The following is a 23,431-nucleotide window of genomic DNA, read 5'->3' on the forward strand; positions in this document are numbered from 1 at the left end:
ATGCATCTGACTCGCGGCGGGTCCTTGCACCACCTGATCGGGAATGCGTGATTCCATCGGATCGTGCCATTCCCGACCATGCCTGTTCTGGTGCGTCGTGCGGAGCCCCGCCGGCGGCTCACGTGGGACGCCACCGGGCGCCGGGTGCTGGAGCACACCGAGGGGTTCCTCCGGTTGCTCGGTGGGCCGGGCACCGGAAAGACGACGTTGCTCGCCGAGGTGGCCGCCGAGCGCATGCTGGGCGGGGTGTCACCGGAGAACGTGCTGGTGCTGACCGCCGGGCGGGAGGCCGCCAAGCGGATGCGCGTGGAGATCACCCGTCGGCTGGCCGACGCCGGGATGCGCACCGCGCAGGAACCGCTGGTCCGCACCGTTCACTCGTACGCGTTCGGGGTGCTGCGGTTGCAGGCGGCGCGGGAGGACCTGCCGCCACCGCAGCTGCTCAACGGGCCCGATCAGGACGCGCAGGTGCGGGAACTGCTCGAGGGCGATGTGGAGCGAGGAGCGCCGGATTGGCCGGAATCGCTCCGCCCGGCGCTGACGGTGCCGGGGTTCGCCGAGGAACTGCGGGACCTGCTGCTGCGGGCCACCGAGCGCGGCGTGGGGCCGGAGCGGCTGATCGAGCTCGGCGAGCAGCACAACCGTCCGGAGTGGATTGCGGCGGGGAAGTTCGCCCGGCAGTACGAGCAGGTGACGCTGCTGCGCGGGATGGGCAGCCAGCAGGCTCCCGCGCTGGACGCGGCGGAGTTGATCGTGGCCGCGTTGGACGCGTTCCGCGACGACCCGGACCTGCTGGCGGCCGAGCAGCGGCGAGTCCGCTACCTGCTGGTGGACGACGCGCAGCACCTGGACCCGCGGCAGTACGAGTTGGTCCGGGAGCTCGGCGATGCCGCCACCGAGTTCATCCTGGCCGGAGACCCGGACCAGGCGGTGTACGCCTTCCGCGGGGCGGATCCGCGGTGCCTGCTGGACGCCGACCCGGACGGTTCGCGCACCGAAGTCCTCACCGTCGACCACCGCATGTCCGACCCGGTCCGGCAGGCGGTGCACCGGCTCGCGCACCGGCTTCCCGGGACCGGTCCGCAGCGGACGTTGACCGCCGCGGAGCAGCGGCCGGGTGGTTCTGTCCAGGTGCGGTTGTGGGCGACCGCCGCGCAGGAGGCGTCCTGGGTGGCCGACCAGCTCCGCCGAGCGCACCTGTTGGAAGGCGTGGCCTGGTCGGACATGGCGGTGCTGGTGCGGTCCACCGGGGAGTCGCTCCCGGTGCTGCGCCGGGCCTTGCTGTCCGCCGGGGTGCCGGTGGTGCTGCCGGTGGACGACGTTCCGCTGGCGAAGCGCACCGCGGTGCGCCCGTTCCTGCTGCTGCTCCGGGCCGCCGCTCGCCCGGGCGAGCTCACCGCGGAGGTCGCCGAGGAGCTGCTGGCGTCTCCGCTGGGCGGCGCGGACCCGTTGGCGCTGCGCCGGTTGCGGCGCGGGCTGCGCCGCTTGGAGCTGGCCTCCGGTGGTGCCCGCGGCAGCGGGGAGCTGCTGGTCGAGGTGCTGCTGGAGCAGGACCGGTTGGCCGCGCTGGAGGACTCCGCGGCGGAGCCGGCCCGCCGGGTGGGTTCGCTGCTGCGCACCGCGCGGGATTCGGTGGCGGCCGGGCATTCGGTCGAGGAAACCCTGTGGAAGGTGTGGAAGGCCAGCGGTCTGGAGCAGCGGTGGGTGTCGCTGGCCGAGCGGGGCGGGGTGACCGGGGCGCAGGCCGACCGTGACCTGGACGCGATCGTTTCGCTGTTCGACGCCGCCGCCCAGTACGTGGACAAGTGGCCGGGCGCTGACGTCGCCACCTTCGCGGATTACTTGGACCGGCAGCAGATCGCCGGTAGTTCGCTGGCGCCGACGGCTCCCCGGGACAACGCCGTGCAGGTGCTGACCGCGCACGCCGCCAGCGGCCAGGAGTGGGAAGTGGTGGCGATTCCCGGTGTGCAGGAAGGGGTTTGGCCGGACCTGCGGTTGCGCGGTTCGCTGCTGGGCGTGGAGCGGCTGATCGACGTGCTGTCCGGGGTGGACGACAGCGATCGGGTTTCGGCCACGGCGCCGCTGCTGGCGGAGGAGCGGCGGCTGCTGCTGGTGGCGGTGAGCCGCGCTCGGCGCCGGGTGCTGGTCAGCGCGGTGCGCGGGGAGGACGAGCAGCCGTCGCGGTTCCTGGACGAGCTGGAAGGCATCGTGGGCGACCCGGAGGCGGTGGAGCGTCCGGTGGCCCGTCCGCAGCGCGGGTTGGCCCTCGCCGACCTGGTGGGGGAGCTGCGCCGGGTGGTGTGCGATCCGGAGGAGGACCGGGAGCGGCGGCAGCGGGCGTCGGTGCAGCTGGCCCGGTTGGCCCGGGCGGGGGTGCCCGGGGCCGATCCGGACACCTGGTACGGGGTCGCCGAGCCGACGTGCACCGATCCGCTGGTGTCCGGGGACGAACCGGTGCCCATGTCACCATCCACTGTGGACGTGCTGGCCAAGTGCCCGTTGCGCTGGTTGCTGGAACGGCACGGCGGGCAGGACGCCGCGGAACTGGCGTCGGTGACCGGAACCCTGGTGCACGCCCTGGTGCAGGCGGCAGCTGACGGGGCCGACGACGAACAGCTGCGCCGGGCGCTGGACGCGGCCTGGGAATCGGTGGACGCCGGGGCGCCGTGGTTCTCCCGCCGGGAGCGCAAGCGGGTCGAGCAGATGCTCGACAGCTTCCGGGTGTGGTTGGCCAGGACCCGGCAGGAGCTCACCCAAGCCGGGGTGGAGAAGGACTTGGACATTTCGATCCCGGCCCGGGACGGCGGGCCGTGGCTGCGGCTGCGCGGCCGGGTCGACCGGCTGGAGGTGGACTCCGAAGGACGCCCCGTGGTGGTGGACATCAAGACCAGCAAAACCCCGGTCAGCAAAGGGGAAGCCGAACAGCACCCGCAGCTCGCCGTCTACCAGCTGGCCGCCGCTCTCGGCGCGTTCGGCGACGCGGACCGGCAGCCGGGCGGGGCGCGCCTGCTCTACGTCGCGAAGTCCGACCGCAACGGGGCGGCCACGGAACGCGAGCAGCCCGCGCTGGACCAGGAGCAGGTCCAGGTCTGGCTGGACGTGCTGCACTCCGCGGCGGCCGACAGCGTCGGGCCCGCCTACCTGGCCAAGGAGAACAGCGATTGCGCGCGCTGCCCGGCGCAGTTCTCCTGCCCGGTGCACCCGGCGGGACGGCAGGTGGTCCAGTGACCCGCGGTTTCGGTGACAGCCCTGGTGCCCAGCCGGAGGAACGCAGATGATCAGTCCACAGCGCATCGCCCAGGAGCTCGGGCTGCCGCAGCCGACCGAGGAGCAGGCGGCGGTGATCGCCGCACCGCCCGAACCCGCGCTGGTCGTCGCGGGAGCCGGCGCCGGCAAGACCGAAACCATGGCCGCGCGCGTGGTGTGGCTGGTGGCCAACCGCATCGTCACCCCGGAGCGGATCCTGGGGCTGACCTTCACCCGCAAAGCAGCCCGCCAGCTGGGCGACCGGGTGCGCGCCCGGCTGCGGCGACTGGCCGGATCCGGTCTGCTCGACGAGATCGACCCGGGCGGGCAGCTCAAAGCCGTCGTGCTGGCCACCGAGCCGACCGTGCTCACCTACCACGCCTACGCGGGGCGCCTGGTCGGCGAGCACGGGCTGCGGATCCCGGTCGAACCCGGGGCCCGGTTGCTCACCGAAACCGCCTCCTGGCAGCTGGCGCACCGGGTGGTCAGCACCTGGACCGAAGACCTGGACACCGACAAGGTCCCGGCCACGGTGACCAGCTACCTGCTGGCGCTGGCCGGGGAACTGGCCGAGCACCTGGTGCAGCCGCAGCAGCTGGCCGAACACGCCGAAAGGCTCTGCAAGATCATCGAGAGCGCCCCGCCGGCCAAGCGGCAGCGGGCCAAGCTCCCCCAGGACCTGCAGAAGATCCTCGCCACCCAGCGGCTCCGGGCGGCGCTGCTGCCGCTGGTCGAGGAGTACACCCAGCACAAGCGCCGGGAAGGCGCCATGGACTTCGCCGACCAGATGTCGCTGGCGGCGCTGCTGGCCGCCGGGCACCCGGAAGTGGTGGCCACCGAACGGGAACGCTACGGCGCGGTGCTGCTCGACGAGTACCAGGACACCGGGCACGCGCAGCGGGTGCTGCTGCGCTCGCTGTTCGGTTCCGGGGACTCGATGCCGGTCACCGCGGTCGGCGACCCGGCGCAGGCCATCTACGGTTGGCGCGGCGCCAGCGCGGCCAACCTGCCCCGGTTCACCACCGACTTCCCGCGCGGCGAAGCCCCGGCCCACCAGTACGGGCTGCTGACCAGCTTCCGCAACCCGCCGCAAGTGCTGCAGCTGGCCAACGCCGTTTCCGAACCGCTGCGGAAGACCGGGCTGCGCGTGGACCCGCTGCGGGCCCGACCGGACGCACCGGACGCGGACATCCGCTTGGCGTTGACCGAGGACGTGCGGCAGGAGCGGGAGTGGGTCGCCGACCAGATCGCCGCCCAGTGGCAGGCCGCGTTGGACACCAGCGGGGAACCGCCCACGGCCGCGGTGCTGGTGCGCCGGCGGGCGGACATGGCGGACATCGCCGCCGCGCTGCGGGACCGGGGACTGCCGGTCGAGGTGGTCGGCATCGGCGGTCTGCTGGACGAACCCGAAGTGCGCGATCTGGTCAGCGCCCTGCGGGTGCTGGTGGACCCGCTGGCGGGAACGGCCGCGATGCGGTTGCTGACCGGGGCCCGGTGGCGGATCGGCGCGGCGGACATCGCCGCGCTGTGGGAGCGGGCCCGGGAGTTGAGCGCGCAAACCGGCGCCCAACCGGACACCGCGGAGCCGGAGGCGCTGGTCACCGCAGCGCTCCCGGGCGAGAGCACCGAGCAGGCCGGGCTGGTGGACGCCCTGGACGACCCGGGGGACCCGCGGCGCTACTCCGCGGACGGCTACCGGCGCATCCGCCAGCTGGGGCGGGAACTGGCCGCGCTGCGCCACCGGCTGGACCAGCCGTTGCCGGAGCTGGTGGCCGACGTGGAGCGAACCCTGCTGCTGGACATCGAGAGCCTGGCCCGGCCCGCCGGGGCGGGCCGCACCCACCTGGACGCGTTCGCCGACGTGGTCACCGAGTTCGCCGCGGCCAGCCCCTCGGCCACCCTGCCCGCGCTGCTGGACTACCTCTCCGCGGCCGAGCGCGCCGAGGACGGGCTGGAGCCGGGGGAGGCCGAGGTGGTCGAAGGCCGGGTCCAGGTGCTCACCGTGCACGCGGCCAAGGGGCTGGAGTGGGAGGTCGTGGCGATCCCGCACCTGGTCCGCGGCGTCTTCCCGGGCAAGCGGAAGTCCTCGTCCTGGCTGCGCTCGGTGACCGAACTGCCCGCGCCGCTGCGCGGGGACGCCCAGGACTTGCCCGAGCTGGACCTGGACCGGTTGGCCGGCATGGACCGCAAGGAGCTCGCCGAAGCCCTGGAACTGCACGACGACGAGTTCGAGCAGCGCCGCCTGGAGGAGGAGCGCAGGCTGCTGTACGTGGCGGTGACCCGGGCCGAGCGGGCGCTGCTGCTGTCGGCGCACTGGTGGTCGGAGAGCGGCGGGAAGCCGAAGGGGCCGTCCGACTTCTTCGTCGAACTGGCCGAGGCGGCCCGGGAAACCGGGGGCGGCATCTTCGACCGGTGGGCTCCGGAGCCGCCCGAGGAGGCGGAGAACCCGCTGGCCGAGGCGGTGCGGAGCGCCCAGTGGCCGGTGGATCCGCTCGGTTCCCGGCGGGACGCCGTGGCCGAGGGGGCGGATCTGGTGCGCTCGGCGATGTCCACCGCGCAGGAGTGGGAGACGGCGGAGGACGACCAGGACGAGTGGGCCCGGGACGTCGACGTGCTGTTGGCGGAGCGGGCCGCCGCGGCCCAGCAGCAGCTGCAGGTGAAGCTCCCGGAGCAGCTCTCGGTCAGCCAGCTGGTGGAGCTCGCCGGGGACACCGCGGGGCTCGCCCGGCGGTTGCGCCGCCCGCTGCCGTTCCCGCCGAACCCGATGGCCCGGCGGGGAACGGCTTTCCACTCCTGGCTGGAGCACAGGTTCACCTCGACCGCGCTGCTGGACCTCGACGAGCTGCCCGGTGCCGCGGACGGAGCGGCGCCGCAGCAGGAGGACCTGGACGCGTTGAAGGAGGCGTTCCTGGCCAGCGAGTGGGCCAAGCGGACCCCGCACCGGGTGGAGGTGCCCTTCGAAACCCAGGTGGAGGGGATCGTGCTGCGCGGCCGGATGGACGCGGTGTTCGCGGATCCGGACGGCGGTTGGACGGTGGTGGACTGGAAGACCGGCGCGATCCCGTCGGAGGAGGAGCGGGCCGCGGTTTCGGTGCAGCTGGCCGTCTACCGGTTGGCGTGGGCCGAACTGTCGGGATCTCCGCTGGAGAAGGTCCGCGCGGTGTTCCACTACGTCAAGCACGACCACACGCTGCGCCCGGTGGATCTGTTCGATGTGGACGGACTGCGGGAGTTGATCAGGCGGGTTCCGCGCGCTGATCGGTGACCACACCTTCGGGTGGCGGAGCTTGAGTTCACCGCGCGCGGCGGAACAGTATGCCCGCGATGAACACCGCGTGGAGACTCAAAAGCCCGCCGGAGGAACCGGTCCAGGTCGACCGGGACGTGCTGGCGATGCGCGCCCCGCTGGTCCGGGTGTGCCGGGACGGCAGGGGGAGCTGGGCCTTCCAAGGGCCCGGGCAGCCGCCGAAGCCCACCCAGCAGACCACCCTCGGTGCGGTGGTCGGTGCTTGGCCGCACGTGGCGGCGCTGGCCGGGCTCGGCCACGGGGACGCCGCCGTCTGGTCGTGGCGGCAGCACGGGTGGGCCGCCGAGACGTGCGAGTGCGGCAACTGCGACCCGCCGGTGGCCTCCGACATCGACCGGGGGAGCTGGCCGGCCGAGCTGCAGCCGCACCGGTTGGTGAGCGTGGAGAAGGCCGCGCTGACCGGGCAGGTTCCGCTGACCGACATCATCGACACCCCGGACGGCATCGCCCTGCTCGGGCCGGGCGATCACCGCCGCACGGCCGACCTGATGGCCCCGGTGGCGATGGCCAACGTGATCCGCCGCTGGCCGCACACCATGCACGCGCTGCGCGCGCTGCAGGAGGGCCGCGGGATGCGCTGGAACCCCGAGGGGCTCAACTGGCACGAGTACCGCGTGGCCGCCTGACCGGGTTCCGGAGGGCTCAGGAGTTCTCGGTCAGCTGCGAGTCGCGCTCGAGCAACTTGGAGTAGAGCACTTCCAGCAACCAACGGCCGAACAGCGACGTGCCGAACTCCGACGACCTGTCCTCCGGACCGACGACCAGCTCTCCCGGGCCGTCGTACCCGGCGTTGACCACGCCGATGCCGTAGTAGTCCAGTTCCAGCATCGGCCACGGCCGGTACGGGTGGTTGGCGGGCAGGACCACGGCGCAGGGGGCCAGCGTCATCAGCGTTCCGCAGGCGCGGAGCGCGTGCCGGGCGTGCGAAACCGGCACGAGTATGCCGAGCAGGTCCACCGCCGGCACCGGAACGTGGTCGTGGGTGCTCGGTTCCGCCCAGGAGCGGAACCACGCCGGATTGAGCTCCGGTACCCAGCCGTGCGTGCTGCGCCACTCGTGCACGTCCGGCCGCATCCGCGCCACAGCGGCGAAACGGGCGCCGAAGACTTCCACCTCTGGAATCAGCTGACCATCCCAGCCGAGCGCCCGGGCTGCATGCTCAAGCTGCTGCACCGGAGCATCGTAAGACGACGCGGCCGCCGGTAGCCACAACTCCTTCCACGCTGCGGTTGAGGCGCGGATTACGTTGACCGGCCGATCCCGGTGCCGGCGGTCGGGTTACTGTCTGCGCCGTGGACAGGCGACCGACGGGTGCCGCCCGAACGCGGCGGAGGGCCGTTTCATGACGTGGCGCAAGGCGAAGGAGTTGGCCAGTCCGCTGGTCCGCCGAGCGGACGAGGAACCGGCGGACGTGCTGACCAGGCGCCCCGACTACGCGCTGGTCGGCGTGATCAGGATGCCGGAGACCAGGCGCAGCCCGGTGCGCTCGATCTTCCGGCGAGTGGTCGGCGCGGTGATCGCACTGCTGGTCACCGTGGTCCTCGTCTACGCGGGGAGGGACGGCTACCGGGACTCCGCGGACGGGGAGCTCAGCCTGCTGGACGCCTTCTACTACGCCTCGGTGTCGCTCTCCACCACCGGTTACGGCGACATCACCCCGGTTTCCGCGCAAGCGCGGCTGGTGAACGTCCTGGTCATCACACCGCTGCGGGTGCTGTTCCTGATCGTGCTCGTCGGCACCACGCTCGAAGTCCTCACCGAGCGGTCCAAGCAGGCCTGGAAGATCCAACGCTGGAGGTCGAAGGTGCGAGACCACGTGGTCGTCATCGGATACGGGACCAAGGGCCGCTCGGCTGTCACCGCGCTGCTGGGGGACGGCGTGGACCCCGGCCGGGTCGTGGTGGTGGACACCGACCGCAACGCGTTGGAAACCGCGTCCGCGCAGGGCCTGGTCACGGTCAGCGGTTCCGGGACCCGGTCCGACGTGCTGCGGGTGGCGGGCGTGCCGCGGGCCCGCGCGATCGTGGTGGCCCCGGCCCGGGACGACACCGCGGTGCTGGTGACGCTGACCGCCCGGGAGCTCAACCGGAACGCCAAGATCGTCGCTTCGGCGCGGGAAGTGGACAACGTGCACCTGCTGCGGCAGTCCGGGGCCGATTCGGTCGTGGTCTCCAGCGAAACCGCTGGGCGGCTGCTCGGCATGGCCACCACCACGCCGTCGGTGGTGGACATGTTCGAAGACCTGCTCACCCCGGACGCCGGGCTGGCGATAGCCGAGCGGGAAGTGGAGCCGGAGGAAGTGGGCGGCTCGCCGCGGCACCTGTCCGACATCGTGCTGGGGATCGTCCGGAACGGGGTGCTGTACCGGGTGGACGCGCCGGAAGCGGACGCGATCGAGAGCGGCGACCGGCTGCTCTACGTCAAGCGCGTCACCCCGGCCAGCCCCTGAGGTGGAGCACGCGGGCCGGTGAACGGAGGGGCCTGTGTTCGCCACCACTTCGGTTCCACGGCAATATCGAACCGTGGGTAGCCAGCGAGGTTCGGCGGCCGTGGCGCCGATTCTGCTCGCCCTCGGATTGTTGGGCGCAGCGGTCGTGGTGTTGGTGCTGTGGCCGTTGGGAGCAGCAGCGGATCGGGAGCGCGCGAACCTGCAGCGGGTCAGCGCCACCGTGGTGGAATCGGCCCCGTGCGGGACGAGGAGCCCCGGTGACCTGCTCGAGGTGCGGGTCGGTGAACAGCCGCAGCAGGTCCGCTACGACGGCTGCGGCCATTCCGTCGGGCAGCAGCTCGACGTGCTGGTTCCCGAGCAGTTGGGGGAGGACGCCGTCGCGCTGCCGGCGCACGCCAGACCGTCCGACCGGGAGGACTTGCAGCAGCGGCTGTACTGGGTGCTGTTCACCCTCGCCGCGGTGGCGGGCGCGGGGTACGTCCTGCTGCTGCGCCCCCGTCCCGCGTAGACAGCGCTACTGCACGTAGGAGGAGTCGATCGCCCAGGTGTTGCACTCGCTCACCTGGTTCTTGTAGAAGCCCTGCTCCACCCACATCCGGTTGGACTCGGGGGTGCCGTGGTCGCGCTGGTTGCCGTACGCGTCCCCGCGGTTCGACGAGTCCTCCAGCGCGGTGAAGATGTAGTCGTTGCTGACCCCGCCGTTCTGCAGCGCGGCCAGGGTCATGCCCTCGAAGCAGGTGGCCTGCAGCTCGATGCGCCGGGAGAGCTCCAACCCCTCCTCGGTGTCGAATCCTCCGACGTCGTAGAGGGCGTTGGAGTAGCCCTGGCTGATGCCGACCATCCCCTGCAGCGCGTGCCCGAATTCGTGGGCGAACTGTCCGAGGTAGACCCCGGGGTGGGTGCGCTTCTCGACTTCGGCGTAGTACCTGGCCGTCATGTAGATGGTGTGGTTCGCCGGGCAGTACATGGCGGTCTGGTTCCACTGCCGGGGACCGCAGGGGCTGGTGACGTTCTCCCCGCTGGTGATGACCGTCGGTGGTTCCACCGGCAGCCCGGCCGCCTCCAGCGCCGGAGTCCACGCTTCCATCAGGCAGGGCAGAACCGCCTGGTAGAACCGCTCCTGGGAGGCCGCATCGGTGTTGAACTGCGGGATTTCGCAGGAAGTCGTCACCGCCCCGGTCCCGGGCATGTTGATCGGGTTGTCCTCCAGGGCTACCACCGGCTGCGGTTGCGCGGCGACCTCGTCTTCGGTCGTGTACTCGTCCTCGTAGCTGGTCTCGGTCTCGGTTTCAGCGGTGTAGCTGTCGGTGTCCTCGGTGGCGGAGTTGAGGGTGTAGCTGGGGGTGTAGGTGTAGCTGTAGGTGGGGGTGTAGGTGTAGTCCGAAGCCTCGCTGGTGGACGAAGGGGTGATGAGCCCGATGAAGCCGACCACCAGCACCACGAGGTTGATGGCCACCACGCCGACGATGGCGCCCGGGGGCACCTTGTGCTTCGGCGGGCGACCGCCCGGTTGCCCGGGCCCCGGTAATCGCGGGGGCGGTGGGGCGACCGAAGGGTTGCGCGGAACAGGGGTTTGCGGCAGCGGTCGCGCCGCGGGCGGCGGTACGACTGGTCGGTGCTGAACAGGTGGCTGCGGTGGTCCGGGTTGCCACGTGCCGCGCTGCGGCGGGCCCTGGTGCGGTGGCGGTGGTGGCCAGGGCGGTGGTGTCATGGTGCTCTCTCTCCGGAGTGTTCAGTGTGGACTTCCAGCCGCTCGGTCAGCTCCCCGGTTCTCGCCCGGATCTCGCGATTGCGGACCAGAGCTTAGCCGCGGCGGACTATCGTTTGGGCCGTGTTGGCCAAACTGGGGTCGCTCGCGGGCCTGGCGGTCTTGCTGTTGGGACTGCCCGCACCTGCGGCTGCGCAGCAGGAAACCTTCGCGGCGGACACGCTTTCCAGCGTGGTGAACCTGAAGCTGGAGCGGGACGGGGTGCTCTCGGTCACCGAGCGGATCACCGTTCCGGCCGGGACCAGCGTGCACCGCGTGGTGCCGCTGCGGCAGAGCTCGGGGGACGACACCGCGCGCGTCTTCTCGGTGCCGCAGGCGGAAGTCGAGGGCAGTGGTGATGTGGAGGTCACCGATGAGCAGCTGGAAGTCCGGTTGCAGCCAGGGGTTTCGACGCTGCGGTACTCGGTGCGCGGCGCGGTCGCGGACGCCGAGGACGGCCAGCGGGTGCAGTGGCAGGTCTCCAGCGGCTGGAACGTTCCGGTGGACCGCGTCGAGGTGGAGTCCTTTTTGTCCCCTCAACTCCCGTTGCACGTGGAATGCCTGGCCGGCCCGTTGGGCAGCACGGAGCGCTGCGCCGAGTACGGGTTGACGCACACGCTGGCCGTGCACGCCGTCGCGAACCAGCTGGACCCGGGCGAGCGGATGGTGCTGGACCTGAAGCTGCCGCCCGGCGCGGTGCCCGCGAACGCGGTGCTGACCCGGGACTTCAGCTTGGCGCGGGCGTTCTCGCTGACCCCGGCCAGCGGCGCCGGACTGGTCGGCATCGCCTTGGCGTTGATCGGCGTCTTCGGCGTGCTGTGGTACCTGCGCGGACGGGACGGGCAAGCGCTCGCGGAGGCGGCCGAACCGGTCGACGTGCTCCTGCCGGACTCGCGGGGCGGGGTCACCTTCGCTTCCCCGGACGGCGTGCTGCCCGGCCAGATCGGCACGGTCATCGACGAGCGGGTGGACCCGGTGGACGTGGCGGCCACCATCATCGACCTGGCGGTGCGCAACTACCTGGTGATCGAGGAATTACCCGGTCCGGACTGGCGGTTCGTCCAGTTGAACCCGCCGGACGAGCACCTCCGGCCGTTCGAACGAGCGGTCCACCGAGGTCTGTTCGGCGGCGCCGAAGAGGTCCGGCTGTCCCAACTGCACCGGTTGCCGCTCGGCGAGATCCGGGACCAGCTGTACCGCGATGTGGTCGAGAAGGACTGGTTCGCCCGCCGCCCGGACGCCGACCGGAACCTGTTCTGGTGGATCGGCGCCGGGGTGGTGCTCAGCGGTGTCGCGCTGACCGCGGTGCTGGCGCTGACCACCCACCTGGCCCTGCTGGGAGTGGGCGTGGTGCTCGGCGGTGGCGCCATGGTGGTCGGGGCCAGGGCGATGCCGGCGCGCACCCGGCGGGGCAGCGCGCTGGTGCTGCAGGTGCGCGGTCTGCGTCGCTACCTGCACGAGGTCACCGCGGAGTCGATCCCGCCGGCCAACCGGGAACTGGTGTTCTCCAGGTCGCTGCCGTACGCGGTGGTGCTGGAGGAGGCGCCTCGGTGGCTGGCCAAGTTCGCCGGCCTGGATCCGGCCGCGGACGGCACCCCGGGCTTGTACTGGTACCGCGAGCAGGGCGAACAGCCGGACTTGCGGCAGTTCCGGCAGCACTTCCCGCTCTTGGTGGAGCAGCTCGGTCGGCTCGCCGGCGGAAGCCTGCGGATGCGGGCTCCGGCGGGGGTCGGGTGAGTTGTTCGTCACGATTCCCTGGACCCCAGCGTCCTTTTGTGCCCAGGGGGCCCACACGGGGAAGCCCGTCGCACGTAGGCTGCAAGGCATGGTCGAACCCCAGCTGCATCGCGTCACCCTGCCCAACGGGCTGCGCGTGGTGCTCGCCCCGGACGCCGCTGGTCAACAGCGCGGCCGGGCGCCGGTCGTCGGCGTCAGCGTGCACTACGACGTGGGATTCCGCTCCGAACCGGAAGGACGGACCGGCTTCGCCCACCTGTTCGAGCACCTGATGTTCCAGGGCAGTGAAAGCCTGGAGAAGCTCGCCCACTTCCGCCACGTCCAAGGTTCGGGCGGAACCTTCAACGGTTCGACGCACCAGGACTACACCGACTACTACGAACTGCTCCCCTCGGCGGCGCTGGAGCGAGCGCTGTTCCTGGAAGCCGACCGGATGCGAGCTCCCAAGATCACCGAGGAGAACCTGCGCAACCAGGTCGACGTGGTCAAGGAGGAGATCCGGCTCAACGTCCTCAACCGCCCCTACGGCGGTTTCCCCTGGATCCTGCTGCCGCCGGTGCTGTACTCGACCTTCGCCAACGCGCACAACGGCTACGGCGACTTCACCGACCTGGAGCAGGCGACCGTGGACGACTGCGCCGCCTTCTTCGACAGCTTCTACGCGCCGAGCAACGCGGTGCTCACGGTCGCCGGAGACATCGACGTCGATCACACGATCGAGCTGATCCACAAGCACTTCGACGACGTTCCGGCCCGGGAGGTCCCGGAGCGCCCGTCGTTCGCGGAACCGTTCCCGACCAGCGAGCAGCGCGGCAAGCACGTGGACCCGCACGCCCCGCTGCCGGCGGTCGCGCTCGGCTACCGGCTGCCGGACCCGGTGGGGGAGCTGAAGGCCTACTTGGCCAACGTGGTGCTGGCCGCCGTGCTGTCCGACGGGGACGCCTCCCGGCTGCAGCAGCGGCTGGTGCACCAGGGCTCGCTGGTGGTGGACGTGCACGCCAGCTGCGGGCTGATGGGAGCCCCGCTGGACGCGCGGGACCCGGACACGTTCACCATCACCGCCATCCACAGCCCCGAGGTGGAGTGCGAGCGGGTGGTCAGCGCGGTGGACGAGGAGCTGGAGAAGCTGGCCACCGACGGACCGAGCACCGAGGAGCTGACCCGGGTCACCGCCCGGTGGGCGGCCACCCTGCACCGGGAGCACGACCGGGTGCTGTCCCGGACGCTCGACCTGGGCAGCGCCGAACTGCTGCACGGCCGGGCTGAACTGGTGGCGGAACTGCCCCGGCTGATCTCCGAGGTCGGGGTGGAGGAAGTGGCCTCAGCGGCGAAGGCGCTGCGGTCGGACGCGCGGGCCATGCTGGAAGTGGAGCCCGCCAACAACTCGACTGGAGGTGCGGCATGACCCGGGTGGAGCACCGCAGCGCCGAGGAGATCGGCCGGACCGAGGCGGGTCCGCGGCCGCTGCCGGAACTGGGCGAGTTCGGCAAGCTCACGCTGCCGGACACACTGGACACCGTGCTGCCGAACGGGCTGCGGGTGATCGCCGCCCGGCACGGCTCGGTGCCGATGGTGGAGCTGCGGCTGCGCATCCCGTTCGCCGGCGAGGACCGCAAGCACCCGGCGATCGCCGAGGTCCTGGCGGAAACCATGCTGACCGGGACCGAGCAGCGGGACCGGGTGAAGGTCGACACCGATCTGGCCCTGGTCGGTGGCGACCTCAACGTCGTGGTGGACCCGGAGCGGTTGAGCATCGCCGGTGACGCGCTGGCCAGCGGGCTCGGTCAGTTGCTGGACGTGCTCGCCGACGCGCTGACCGGCGCGGTCTACCGGGACCACGAGGTGGCCGGGGAGCGCTCCCGCCTGGTCGAGCGGATCGCGGTCGCTCGTTCCCAGCCGCGGGTGATCGCCCGGGAGGAGCTGCAGCGGCGCCGCTACGGCGACCACCCGTACGTGCGGGAGGTGCCGCAGGCCGAGGACGTCGCGGAGGTGACCGCGGACGAGGTGCGCCAGCTGCACCGGGACGCGGTGCTGCCCCGCGGTTCCGTTCTGGTGCTGGTCGGTGACATCGACCCGCAGCAGGCGGTGGCGGAAGTGGAGCGGCGGCTGGACGGCTGGCGCTCGGAGAGCTCGGCCCGGCAGCTGCCGGAGCTGCCGCGGGTGCAGGGCGGCGCGGTCAAGCTCGTGCACCGGCCCGGCGCGGTGCAGTCCCAGCTGCGGTTCTCCGCGCAGGCGATCCCGCGCACCGACGAGCGCTACCCCGCGCTGCAGTTGGCCAACCTGGTGTTCGGCGGGTACTTCTCCTCCCGGCTGGTGGAGAACATCCGGGAGGACAAGGGCTACACCTACGGCGCCCACTCGGCCTTCGAGTTCACCGAGGGCAACGGGACGCTGGTGGTGGACGCCGACACCGCGAGCGAGGTGACCGCGGCCGCGCTGCTGGAAACCAGGTACGAGTTCGCCAGGCTGGCCCTGGTGCCGCCCACCGACACCGAGATCGAATCCGCTCGCCGGTACGCGATCGGTGGTCTGATGACCTCGACCGCTTCCCAGGCGGGGATGGCCTCCACGCTGATCTCCCTCGCCTCGCACGGTCTCGACCAGAACTGGTTGGTCGAGCACCCGGAGCGGCTGCAGGCGGTGACCAGGGAGCAGGTCGCCGAAGCAGCTCAGCTGTTCGCGCCGACCGCGTTCACCGGCGTCGTGGTCGGTGACGCGGACAAGCTCGCCGATCAGCTTCAGCTGCTGGGTGGAGTGGAGTTGCCTTGATCTTGGCGGTGAGGCATGACCTCTGAGCTCAACGCGCAGTTGGAATTCCAGTTGGACGCCGTACCACTGCTCTCGCGTTCTACTGTGGACAGAAAAGAGGTCTGGCGGGACGGCCCGGACGGCGGGGCGGAGCTCTGGGCCCACGGCAAGCTCGTCCTGGTCGACGCCAAGGGGCGGGCGCCCCTCGACGGCGGTCGGCTCGTCTGCCAGCGAGCGGTCGACTACGGCGATCAGCCGCCGCCGAACGCGGTGCTGCTCGGAGTGCAGAACGGGACCGGCTACTGGGCGCTGCGGGTGGAGCGCGGCTCCTCGGACCAGTGGCGCGACCTGCGGTCGGCGGGAGCGGTGCTGGACGACACCGCCGCCGGCCTGCTGACCACCGCGGTGGGCTTGCTCAACTGGCACGACCACGCCCGGTACTGCGCGGTGTGCGGAGCGGCCACGATGCAGGTGCGGGCGGGCTGGGCCCGCCGCTGCACCGGGTGCGAGCGGGAGGAGTACCCGCGCACGGACCCGGCGATCATCTGCCTGGTCCACGACGGCGACGACCACGTGCTGCTGGCCCGGCAGCCGTCCTGGCCGCAGGGCCGCTACTCGGTGCTCGCCGGTTTCGTCGAGGTCGGCGAGTCGCTGGAGGCCTGCGTGCAGCGGGAAGTGGCCGAGGAGGTCGGCGTCCAGGTGGACAACGTGCGCTACCTGGGCAGCCAGCCGTGGCCCTTCCCGCGCTCCCTGATGCTCGGCTTCGCCGCCACCGCGGACCGCAGCACGCCGCTGCGGCCGGCTGACGGGGAGATCGCCGAGGCCCGCTGGGTGCACCGGAGCACCGTGCTGGCCGCCCTGGAGACCGGGGAGGCGGACGGCTTGCGGTTGCCGCCCAGCGTTTCGATCGCCTACCGGATGCTGCGCGGCTGGGCCACCGCTTGAGCGGCGGCCGGCCGCGCGGCCGGGGCGACACGCGGGTCGAGCCCGGGGTGCACCGCGGTGCGGCGGGGCCGGTCTGCGAAGATGCCGGCATGGCCGAGCAACCGCGACTCCTGGAAGGGCTGGATCCGGAGCAGCGGCAGGCGGTCATGGCACCTCGCGGACCGGTCTGCATCCTCGCTGGTGCGGGCACCGGCAAGACGCGAACGATCACCCACCGCATCGCGTACCTGGTGCAGCGGGGTCTGGTGGTGCCGCAGCAGGTGCTCGCGGTCACGTTCACCGCCCGCGCCGCCGGTGAGATGCGCACCCGGCTGCGCGCCCTGGGCGCGGCCGGGGTGCAGGCCCAGACCTTCCACGCGGCGGCTTTCCGGCAGCTCCGCTACTTCTGGCCCAGGGTCCACGGCGGTCAGGTGTGGCAGTTGGTGGACAACAAGTTCCGCCTGGTCACGCAGGCGGCCAACCGGCTCGGGCTGTCCACTGAGAAGGAGGACGTCCGGGACCTGGCCAGCGAGATCGAGTGGGCCAAGGCGTCCCTGGTCTCCCCGGAGCAGTACCCGGCCGCGGCCGAGCGGGCGGGCCGGGAATGCCCGGTGCTGCCCAGCAAGCTCGCCGAGGTCTTCGCCGCGTACGAGAAGCTCAAGAACCGGGCGCAGGCCCTGGACTTCGACGATCTGCTGCTGCACATCGCCGCGCTGCTGGAGGAGTACCCGGAGGTCGCGGAGGAGTTCCGCAGCCAGTACCGCTCCTTCGTGGTGGACGAGTACCAGGACGTGAACCCGCTGCAGCAGCGCGTGCTGGACGCCTGGTTGGGCAACCGGGACGACATCACCGTCGTCGGGGACGCCAACCAGACGATCTACTCGTTCGCCGGGGCGACCCCGAAGTGGTTGATCGACTTCCCGCGCCGGTTCCCGGACGCCACCGTGGTGCGGTTGGAGCGGGACTACCGCTCCACCCCGCAGATAGTGGCGCTGGCCAACCAGGTCATCGGGGCGGCTCGGGAGCGGCCGGCCGGCACCCGGCTGCGGTTGATCGGGCAGCGTCCCGACGGCCCGCGCCCGGAGTTCGCCGAGTACGACGACGAGCCCGCCGAGGCGCAGGCCATCGCCCGGCGGATCGCCAAACTCGTCGGTTCCGGGGTGCCGCTGTCCGAGATAGCGGTGCTGTTCCGGGTCAACGCTCAGTCCGAAGTGTACGAAAGGGCGCTGTCGGAGGCGGAGATCCCGTACCAGCTGCACGGGGGAGAGCGGTTCTTCTCCCGGGCCGAGGTGCGGCAGGCGATGACGGCGTTGCGCGCTGCCGCAGGGCACGGTGTTGCCGCCGGTGACTTGCCGGAAGCGGTGCGCAAGGTGCTCGCCGAAGTCGGCTTGACCAGCGAGCCGCCGACCGGTGGGGCGGCCCGGGAGCGCTGGGAGTCGTTGAACGCCCTGGTGGAGCTGGCCGGCGAACTGGTTTCGGTGCAGCCGGAGGCGGATCTGGCGCACTACGTGCGGGAGCTGGAAGTCCGCGCCCAGTCCCAGCACCCGCCGACGGTGGAGGGCGTCACGTTGGCCTCGCTGCACGCGGCCAAGGGCCTGGAGTGGGACGCGGTTTTCCTGGCCGGCTTGGTGGAGGGCACGTTGCCGATCCAGCACGCCGACACCGACAGCGCCGTCGAAGAGGAACGGCGGCTGTTGTACGTCGGGGTCACCCGGGCTCGCCAGTACCTGCACCTGTCGTGGGCGCTGTCCCGCACCCCGGGTGGTCGGCGGTACCGCAGGCGCAGCCGGTTCCTGTACAACCTGGTTCCCGACGAGCACCCGGCTGCGCTGCCGAAGAAGGCGCGCCAGCGGGATTTGCTGCCGCGGCCCAAGAAGGAGAAGCCGCGCTGCCGGATTTGCGGCGAGGAGCTGGCCAGCACGCCGGAGGTCAAGCTCGGCCGCTGCGCCACCTGTCCCTCCGATGTGGACGAAGAATTGCTGGTTCGGCTGAAGGAGTGGCGGCGCAGTCGGGCCAAGCAGCTCAAAGTGCCGGCGTACGTGGTGTTCACCGACACCACGCTGACCGCCATAGCCGAACAGCGCCCGCTGGACGAGGCGGGTCTGGTGCAGATATCGGGGATCGGTCCCGCCAAGATCGACAAGTTCGGGGCGGAAGTGCTGGCGCTGGTCCGCGGCGAATCCCCGTACGCGGACTGAAACTCCTGGTCGAAGCAGTTCTTCCGGAATCCGGGGGAACCGCGAAAAAATACGTTGCGCCGCTGTGCTGCTTCGCAATACTCTGCGGACAAGCAGTTCATGCCGTCCGTCAGCGGCGTTCTGGAGGAGGTGCGCGGATGCTCAGCACTGGCCGAGCCGGCGTTGTTGCGCACCTTCCCGCGGTGGTGGCCGCTGTTCTCCTGGCTGCTCGTAAACCGCTCGCCCAGTTCTGGGGGATCCGTGTGCACGTCGCACCGCGCCGGCGAGTTCACGAGTTCGAGCCGGTTGCTGGCGATCTGCTTTGGTCCGTTGGCCGGGGCGTACCTGATCCGTTGATCTAGGCGCTTCCCAGGGGCTTGCGAAGGCCGCGGACCGAGCTCAGGTCCGCGGCCTTTTTGCGTCATCCGTGTTCGCGACAACCGACATGCGCCAAGAAGTGACTACCGGAGGAAATTGCATGGTGACGGCGGGTGTTCTGATGTCCAAGCCGATCGCCCCGGAAGCCGGGCGCGCTTCAGCAGCTGAAGACTCCTCCGCGGGGGCGGAGCAGTTGCCGTCCGGGGAAGAACTGCCCTGCCGGCAAGATCCGGACCTGTGGTTCGCCGAAAAACCGCACGAGCTGGAGCGGGCCAAAGCGATGTGCGGTCAGTGCCCGATCCGGGCCGAATGCTTGGCCGGTGCGCTTTCCCGCGGTGAACCGTGGGGTGTTTGGGGCGGCGAAATCTTCGACCGGGGCGTGGTCGTGGCCCGCAAGCGGTCGCGAGGCCGTCCGCGGAAGCACCCGGTTGCGGAGGAGCAGCCGAAGGGAACCACTCGATCCAGGGGGAAGGAGAACGCCGCATGACCGGGAAGCCGTTCGCGCACCGGATCAACCTGTGCAGCTCGGGCCTGCCGGGGCTCTACCCGGAGGACATGCAGCACATCCACCGCGCCGAACTGATGGCTGAAGCGCGCTGGCAACGCCGCGCCCGGCTGTTCACCGCCGGGCGCTGGTGGCGCTGGTTGGCGGAGTACGCGGCCGAGCGCGCCGAGCGCGCTTCGGCCTTCCGGGCGCGCGGGAACTGAAGGAGAGCACCGCTGGATTGCCGCGCCCCTGCACCGCTCCGGGGTGCGGTGACCGGTGCGTCAGGCCGCGAAGCCCGGCTGCCACTTGGCGATGATGTCCCGGGCCGGGACCTTCGCGTCCAGTTGGCAGAGGATTCCGGTGGCCCCCAACGTCACCCGGTGGATCATCAAGTACTCGGGGGGCAAGTTCAGCGACCTGCCGGTGTGGAAGTCGGGGCTGCGCAGGTCGCCGACTCGCTCGGCCTGCCGCTGCAGCCAGGAACGGGTGAAGTGGAACTCCTCGGTGCGGGCCGGGTCGATGAACGGGGCCAGGTAGTTGAACACGTCTTCGGCGGTCAGTTCCATGTCGGGCTGGACGAAGTTCTCCGCCCGCAGCAGGTCCAGCAACTCCTGGGCGCGGTTGTCGAGCGCTAATCGCAGCATCCGGCCCAACGTCGGCGGGAGCCCCTCCGGCAGTCGCGCCACCGCGCCGAAGTCGATGACGGCCATCCGGCCGTCGTCCAGCAGCATGAAGTTCCCCGGGTGCGGGTCGGAGTGCAGCAACCCGGCTCGGCTCGGGGAGGAGAAGTGGAACTCGGCCAACCGCCGCCCGGCGGTGTCGCGCTCGTGCCGATCCCCGTCGGCGATGATCCGCGAGTACGGCTTGCCCGTCACCCACTCGGTGACGATCACCTTCGGGGCGCTGGCGACGACCCGCGGCACCAGGACCGCTTCGTCACCGGCGAACGCCTTGGCGAAGGCGCGCTGGTTGTCCGCTTCGACCCGGTAGTCGAGCTCTTCGACCATCCGGTCCTGCAGCTCGACGAGCAGCGGTTTGACTTCCGTGCCCGGGGCCAGGGACTGGAAGAACCGGGAGAAGCGCAGCAACTGGCGCAGGTCGGCCCGCAGCGCCTCGTCCGCCCCCGGGTACTGGATCTTCACCGCCACGTCCCGACCGTCGTGCCACACGGCCCGGTGCACTTGGCCGATGCTGGCCGCGGCCGCCGGGGTTTCCTCGAAACTCGCGAACCGCTTCCGCCACGCCCGGCCCAGCTGCTCGTCGAGCACCCGGAACACGCTGTGGCGGCTCATCGGGGGAGCGGCGGACTGGAGCTTGGTCAGCGCTTCCCGGTACGGGCTGGCCAGTTCGTCCGGGACAGCGGCCTCGAAGACGCTCAGGGCTTGGCCGAACTTCATCGCGCCGCCCTTGAGCTGCCCGAGCACCTCGAACAACTGCTCGGCGGTCTTGGCGGAGACTTCGGCGTTGACCGTTTCGGAGTCTTGGCCGGTCAGGCGTTTTCCCCAGCCTGCAGCCAGCCGGCCCGCAACACCGAACGGGAGACTTGCCAGCTTCGCGGTGCGGTGGGCCGCTCGGCGGGGGATGTCGGTCACGAATTCTCCCTTGCTGCGAGTCAGGGAACTCCTTCTGCACCCGAAGGCGCATTCGAAGTTGAGTAACCCAGTCCCATGCTAGAGACTTTCGCAGCAAGTTTGGGGCGTGATCAACTGGAAAAAGGTTCTTTTCCGTTTCGTTATGCCGGCGATTCCGCGGCCGTTTTCGGCTCAACGGGCCGCAATGAGCACAGCACGTCGAGCCGCGCCGGCTGTCCGGTGCGGTGCTGTGGCGCTTCTAACGGGTGGACAACGGGTGCCGCCCACCCGCGTGGCTCACGCCTTGCCGAGGATCCGAGTCATCTTGGTGCCGCAGACCGGGCACGTCCCCTTGGCCATCCGGCGGCCGTTGGTCTCCGACACCTCGCCGGAGAAGTCCCTCTTCTCGCGGCACTTGACGCAGTAGCCGTTGTAGGTCTCGGCCACGGTCTCCTCCTTCGGTCCTGCCCCGGTGTTCCTCGCCGCTGCTGGTTGCTCCTGCAGCAACTCGAGGAACGGTACATGCGGGCCACGTGCCGCGCATGCAATGAGAGCATCGCACGTACGGCTTAACGGGGTAATGCCCCGCAGCCAGACGTCGGGTGAAAGTTGAGACTCAGATCACACGTGGGTATCAAGTGCGGGCACACCGGTTAAGGTCCACAGCCGTGACCGAACCGCGGGTGGAGGTGCGTCGCAGCAAGCGGCGGCGGCAGACGGTCAGCGCATACCGGGATGGCGACAAGATCGTCGTGCTGCTCCCCGCACACCTGTCCCGAGCAGCGGAAAAGCGCTGGGTAGCGGACATGATCAGCCGGCTCGAGCGCAGCGAGACCAGACGGCGCTCACCGGCGCGGGAATCCGATGGAGCACTGGCGCAGCGGTGCGCCGAACTGTCCGAGCACTACCTCGACGGCAAAGCGCGCCCCAGCTCCGTGCGGTGGGTGCCGCCGATGCGCACCCGCTGGGCCTCTTGCACCCCCAGCACTGCCACCATTCGGGTGAGTCGCAAGCTGCAAGATGTACCCGGCTGGGTGCTCGACTACGTGCTCGTGCACGAGCTCGCCCACCTGCTCGAGCCAGGGCACAACGAGCGGTTCTGGAAGTGGGTGCGGCGCTACCCCAAGGCGGAACGGGCGATCGGCTACCTGGAGGGCCTGTCGGCAGCTGCTCAGCTGGGGCTCACCCTGGAGGATGACGCCCGCAGCTGAAGCTCACCCTGGAGGATGACGCCCGCAGCTGAAGCTCACTGCTCCTCGTCGTCCCGGCGCTCCTGCTCCCCGTCACGACGCCCTTGCTCGGCCTCGTTCTCCTCGGCCCGCCGGATGGCGGCGATCGGGTCGTCCAGGTCGCTGCTGCCCCACCGGTCGGCGAAGTCGAGCGGCTCGTCCAAGTCCTCGCTGGTGGGCAGGAAGTCCGGGTGCTCCCACACCCGGTCCCGGCTCTCCAGGCCGTGCCGCTCGGTCATCAACCGCCACAGGTTCGCCGCGTCCCGCATCCGGCGCGGGCGCAGCTCCAGGCCGATCAAGGTGGCGAAGGTCTGCTCCGCCGGCCCACCGGTGGCCCGCCGCCGGCGCACGATCTCGCTGAGCGCGTCAGCACCGGGCAGCCGTTCCCCGACGGCGTCGGCGACCACCACGTCGACCCAGCCCTCGACCAGCGCCAGCAGCGTCTCCAAGCGGGTGAGCGCCGCCTGCTGCTCGGGCGTGGTCTTCGGCTCGAAGGCGCCGGAGTTCATCAGCTCCTGCATCGAGGCGGGGTTCGACGGGTCCACCTTGCTGGCCATGTCCTCCAGCGAGGAGGTGTCGATGTGGATGCCCCGGGCGAACTCCTCGACGGTCGCCAGCAACCGCTGCCGCAGCCACGGCACGTGGCTGAACAGCCGGTGGTGGGCCGCTTCCCGCGCGGCCAGGAAGACCGTCGCCTCGCTGAGCGGCCGGTCGTGGCCCTCGAGGAAGCGCTGGATGTTCGCCGGCAGCAGCGCCGCGGTGCCCTCGGGGCCCAGCGGCAGCCCGACGTCGGTCGAGGTGAGCACTTCACCACCGAGCTGGGCCAAACCTTGGCCGAGCTGCGAACCGAAGGTCAGCCCGCCCATCTGGCTGAGCATGGACAGCAGCGGGCCGGCCGCCTGCTTGGCCTCCTCCGGAAGCGCGTCCACCCAAGCCTCGGACATCCGCTCGGCGATCGGGTCGCACAGCCGCTGCCACGTGCCCAGGGTCTTCTCCACCCAGTCGACCGAGGACCAGGTCTGCACGCTGCGCACACCGGTGGGCAGTGCCGTCGCGGGATCCAGCCACAGCTCGGCGAGCCGGACCGCTTCCTCCACCGCCGTCACCTGGTCCGGTGCCGGTCGTTCGGTCCGCTGCGTCTGGTGCAGCTGCTGGACCGCCAGCTGCTTGGCCAGGTCGTAGTTGACCGGGCCGGACGTGCTGCTGGCCGACTGGCTCAAGGCCTGGCCGAGCTGGGTGAGCATCTGCCCGAGCGAACTGATGTCGAAGTTAGGCGTGCCGCCGGGGCCGGGCATGCCGGCGAAACCGAACGCAGAGAAGTCACCGGCGCCACCCTCGGAGCGCCCTTCCGACTCACCCCGCTTGTCGGGGTCGTCGGGATCCTGGGGGCCGAACCCGAACGGCAAGTTGGTCATAGTTCCACCGTACGCG

18 protein-coding genes are annotated in these 23,431 nt (G+C 71.0%); 13 read left to right on the forward strand and 5 right to left on the reverse strand.

The features are described 5' to 3' along the window. Nucleotides 1-78 precede the first annotated feature (78 nt). The 3 genes from SREC43747_RS0102245 to SREC43747_RS0102255 are packed head-to-tail and all read left to right on the forward strand — an operon-like array spanning nucleotide 79 to nucleotide 7,179. Nucleotides 79-3,228 carry an ATP-dependent helicase gene (locus SREC43747_RS0102245; protein WP_029719532.1) on the forward strand — a complete coding sequence of 1,050 codons (3,150 nt, stop codon included), beginning with the start codon at nucleotides 79-81 and terminating at the stop codon, nucleotides 3,226-3,228. 46 nt (nucleotides 3,229-3,274) lie between these two features. After that, nucleotides 3,275-6,511 carry an ATP-dependent helicase gene (locus SREC43747_RS0102250; protein WP_029719533.1) on the forward strand — a complete coding sequence of 1,079 codons (3,237 nt, stop codon included), beginning with the start codon at nucleotides 3,275-3,277 and terminating at the stop codon, nucleotides 6,509-6,511. 59 nt (nucleotides 6,512-6,570) lie between these two features. Next, complete coding sequence (locus tag SREC43747_RS0102255) at nucleotides 6,571-7,179, forward strand: hypothetical protein (protein ID WP_037331183.1); 609 nt, start codon at nucleotides 6,571-6,573, stop codon at nucleotides 7,177-7,179. A gap of 16 nt (nucleotides 7,180-7,195) precedes the next feature. Here the strand turns inward: SREC43747_RS0102255 and SREC43747_RS0102260 are convergent, their stop codons facing one another. After that, nucleotides 7,196-7,726, reverse strand: a complete 531-nt coding sequence (locus SREC43747_RS0102260) for a hypothetical protein (RefSeq protein WP_029719535.1) — start codon at nucleotides 7,724-7,726, stop codon at nucleotides 7,196-7,198. 283 nt (nucleotides 7,727-8,009) lie between these two features. Between SREC43747_RS0102260 and SREC43747_RS0102265 the strand changes: the two genes are divergently transcribed. Together SREC43747_RS0102265 and SREC43747_RS0102270 are read left to right on the forward strand one after the other, a co-directional pair. Next, complete coding sequence (locus tag SREC43747_RS0102265; RefSeq protein WP_236622986.1) at nucleotides 8,010-9,002, forward strand: potassium channel family protein; 993 nt, start codon at nucleotides 8,010-8,012, stop codon at nucleotides 9,000-9,002. 73 nt (nucleotides 9,003-9,075) lie between these two features. Further along, nucleotides 9,076-9,510: a hypothetical protein gene (locus SREC43747_RS0102270; protein WP_029719538.1), complete on the forward strand. Its 435-nt coding sequence runs from the start codon at nucleotides 9,076-9,078 to the stop codon at nucleotides 9,508-9,510. Nucleotides 9,511-9,516: 6 nt separating this feature from the next. Here the strand turns inward: SREC43747_RS0102270 and SREC43747_RS0102275 are convergent, their stop codons facing one another. Continuing rightward, entirely contained in the window at nucleotides 9,517-10,485 is a 969-nt protein-coding gene (locus SREC43747_RS0102275) for a neutral zinc metallopeptidase (protein WP_029719539.1), read from the reverse strand. A 348-nt stretch (nucleotides 10,486-10,833) separates the two neighbouring features. Here SREC43747_RS0102275 and SREC43747_RS0102280 point away from each other — a divergent pair, with 348 nt between their 5' ends. The 7 genes from SREC43747_RS0102280 to SREC43747_RS21505 all read left to right on the forward strand — a co-directional run bounded on the left by SREC43747_RS0102280 (nucleotide 10,834) and on the right by SREC43747_RS21505 (nucleotide 19,421). Further along, nucleotides 10,834-12,486 (forward strand): DUF2207 domain-containing protein, encoded by a 1,653-nt coding sequence (locus SREC43747_RS0102280; RefSeq protein ID WP_201768607.1) that lies wholly within the window; start codon nucleotides 10,834-10,836, stop codon nucleotides 12,484-12,486. 88 nt (nucleotides 12,487-12,574) lie between these two features. Further along, entirely contained in the window at nucleotides 12,575-13,891 is a 1,317-nt protein-coding gene (locus tag SREC43747_RS0102285) for a M16 family metallopeptidase (RefSeq protein WP_029719541.1), read from the forward strand. Further along, the gene (locus SREC43747_RS0102290; RefSeq protein ID WP_029719542.1) at nucleotides 13,888-15,255 is read left to right on the forward strand and encodes a M16 family metallopeptidase; all 1,368 of its coding nucleotides are present in this window, start codon (nucleotides 13,888-13,890) and stop codon (nucleotides 15,253-15,255) included. Before SREC43747_RS0102285 ends, SREC43747_RS0102290 begins: the two co-directional genes overlap by 4 nt. Before the next feature lie 15 nt (nucleotides 15,256-15,270). Continuing rightward, a complete protein-coding gene (gene nudC / locus SREC43747_RS0102295) occupies nucleotides 15,271-16,179 on the forward strand; it encodes an NAD(+) diphosphatase (protein WP_029719543.1) in 909 nt (302 codons plus the stop codon). An 89-nt stretch (nucleotides 16,180-16,268) separates the two neighbouring features. Next, entirely contained in the window at nucleotides 16,269-18,356 is a 2,088-nt protein-coding gene (locus SREC43747_RS0102300) for an ATP-dependent DNA helicase UvrD2 (RefSeq protein ID WP_029719544.1), read from the forward strand. A 457-nt stretch (nucleotides 18,357-18,813) separates the two neighbouring features. After that, nucleotides 18,814-19,200 carry a WhiB family transcriptional regulator gene (locus SREC43747_RS0102305; protein WP_081722387.1) on the forward strand — a complete coding sequence of 129 codons (387 nt, stop codon included), beginning with the start codon at nucleotides 18,814-18,816 and terminating at the stop codon, nucleotides 19,198-19,200. Further along, nucleotides 19,197-19,421, forward strand: coding sequence for a hypothetical protein (locus SREC43747_RS21505; RefSeq protein WP_051387596.1), 225 nt, complete (start codon nucleotides 19,197-19,199; stop codon nucleotides 19,419-19,421). The genes SREC43747_RS0102305 and SREC43747_RS21505 overlap by 4 nt, the downstream gene beginning before the upstream one ends. Before the next feature lie 60 nt (nucleotides 19,422-19,481). On the opposite strand, the gene SREC43747_RS0102315 is transcribed toward SREC43747_RS21505, so the two are convergent. Together SREC43747_RS0102315 and SREC43747_RS21585 are read right to left on the reverse strand one after the other, a co-directional pair. After that, nucleotides 19,482-20,792, reverse strand: a complete 1,311-nt coding sequence (locus SREC43747_RS0102315) for an ABC1 kinase family protein (RefSeq protein ID WP_029719547.1) — start codon at nucleotides 20,790-20,792, stop codon at nucleotides 19,482-19,484. 276 nt (nucleotides 20,793-21,068) lie between these two features. Further along, complete coding sequence (locus SREC43747_RS21585; protein ID WP_010693945.1) at nucleotides 21,069-21,218, reverse strand: DUF5679 domain-containing protein; 150 nt, start codon at nucleotides 21,216-21,218, stop codon at nucleotides 21,069-21,071. 221 nt (nucleotides 21,219-21,439) lie between these two features. Between SREC43747_RS21585 and SREC43747_RS0102325 the strand changes: the two genes are divergently transcribed. Continuing rightward, the gene (locus SREC43747_RS0102325) at nucleotides 21,440-21,982 is read left to right on the forward strand and encodes a M48 metallopeptidase family protein (protein ID WP_029719548.1); all 543 of its coding nucleotides are present in this window, start codon (nucleotides 21,440-21,442) and stop codon (nucleotides 21,980-21,982) included. A gap of 35 nt (nucleotides 21,983-22,017) precedes the next feature. Here SREC43747_RS0102325 and SREC43747_RS0102330 read toward each other — a convergent pair whose 3' ends face one another. Further along, nucleotides 22,018-23,415 (reverse strand): zinc-dependent metalloprotease, encoded by a 1,398-nt coding sequence (locus SREC43747_RS0102330; RefSeq protein WP_029719549.1) that lies wholly within the window; start codon nucleotides 23,413-23,415, stop codon nucleotides 22,018-22,020. Nucleotides 23,416-23,431: the final 16 nt, after the last annotated feature.

The sequence above is a fragment of the Saccharopolyspora rectivirgula DSM 43747 genome (genome assembly GCF_000497205.1).
Classification (GTDB): Bacteria; Actinomycetota; Actinomycetes; order Mycobacteriales; family Pseudonocardiaceae; genus Saccharopolyspora; species Saccharopolyspora rectivirgula.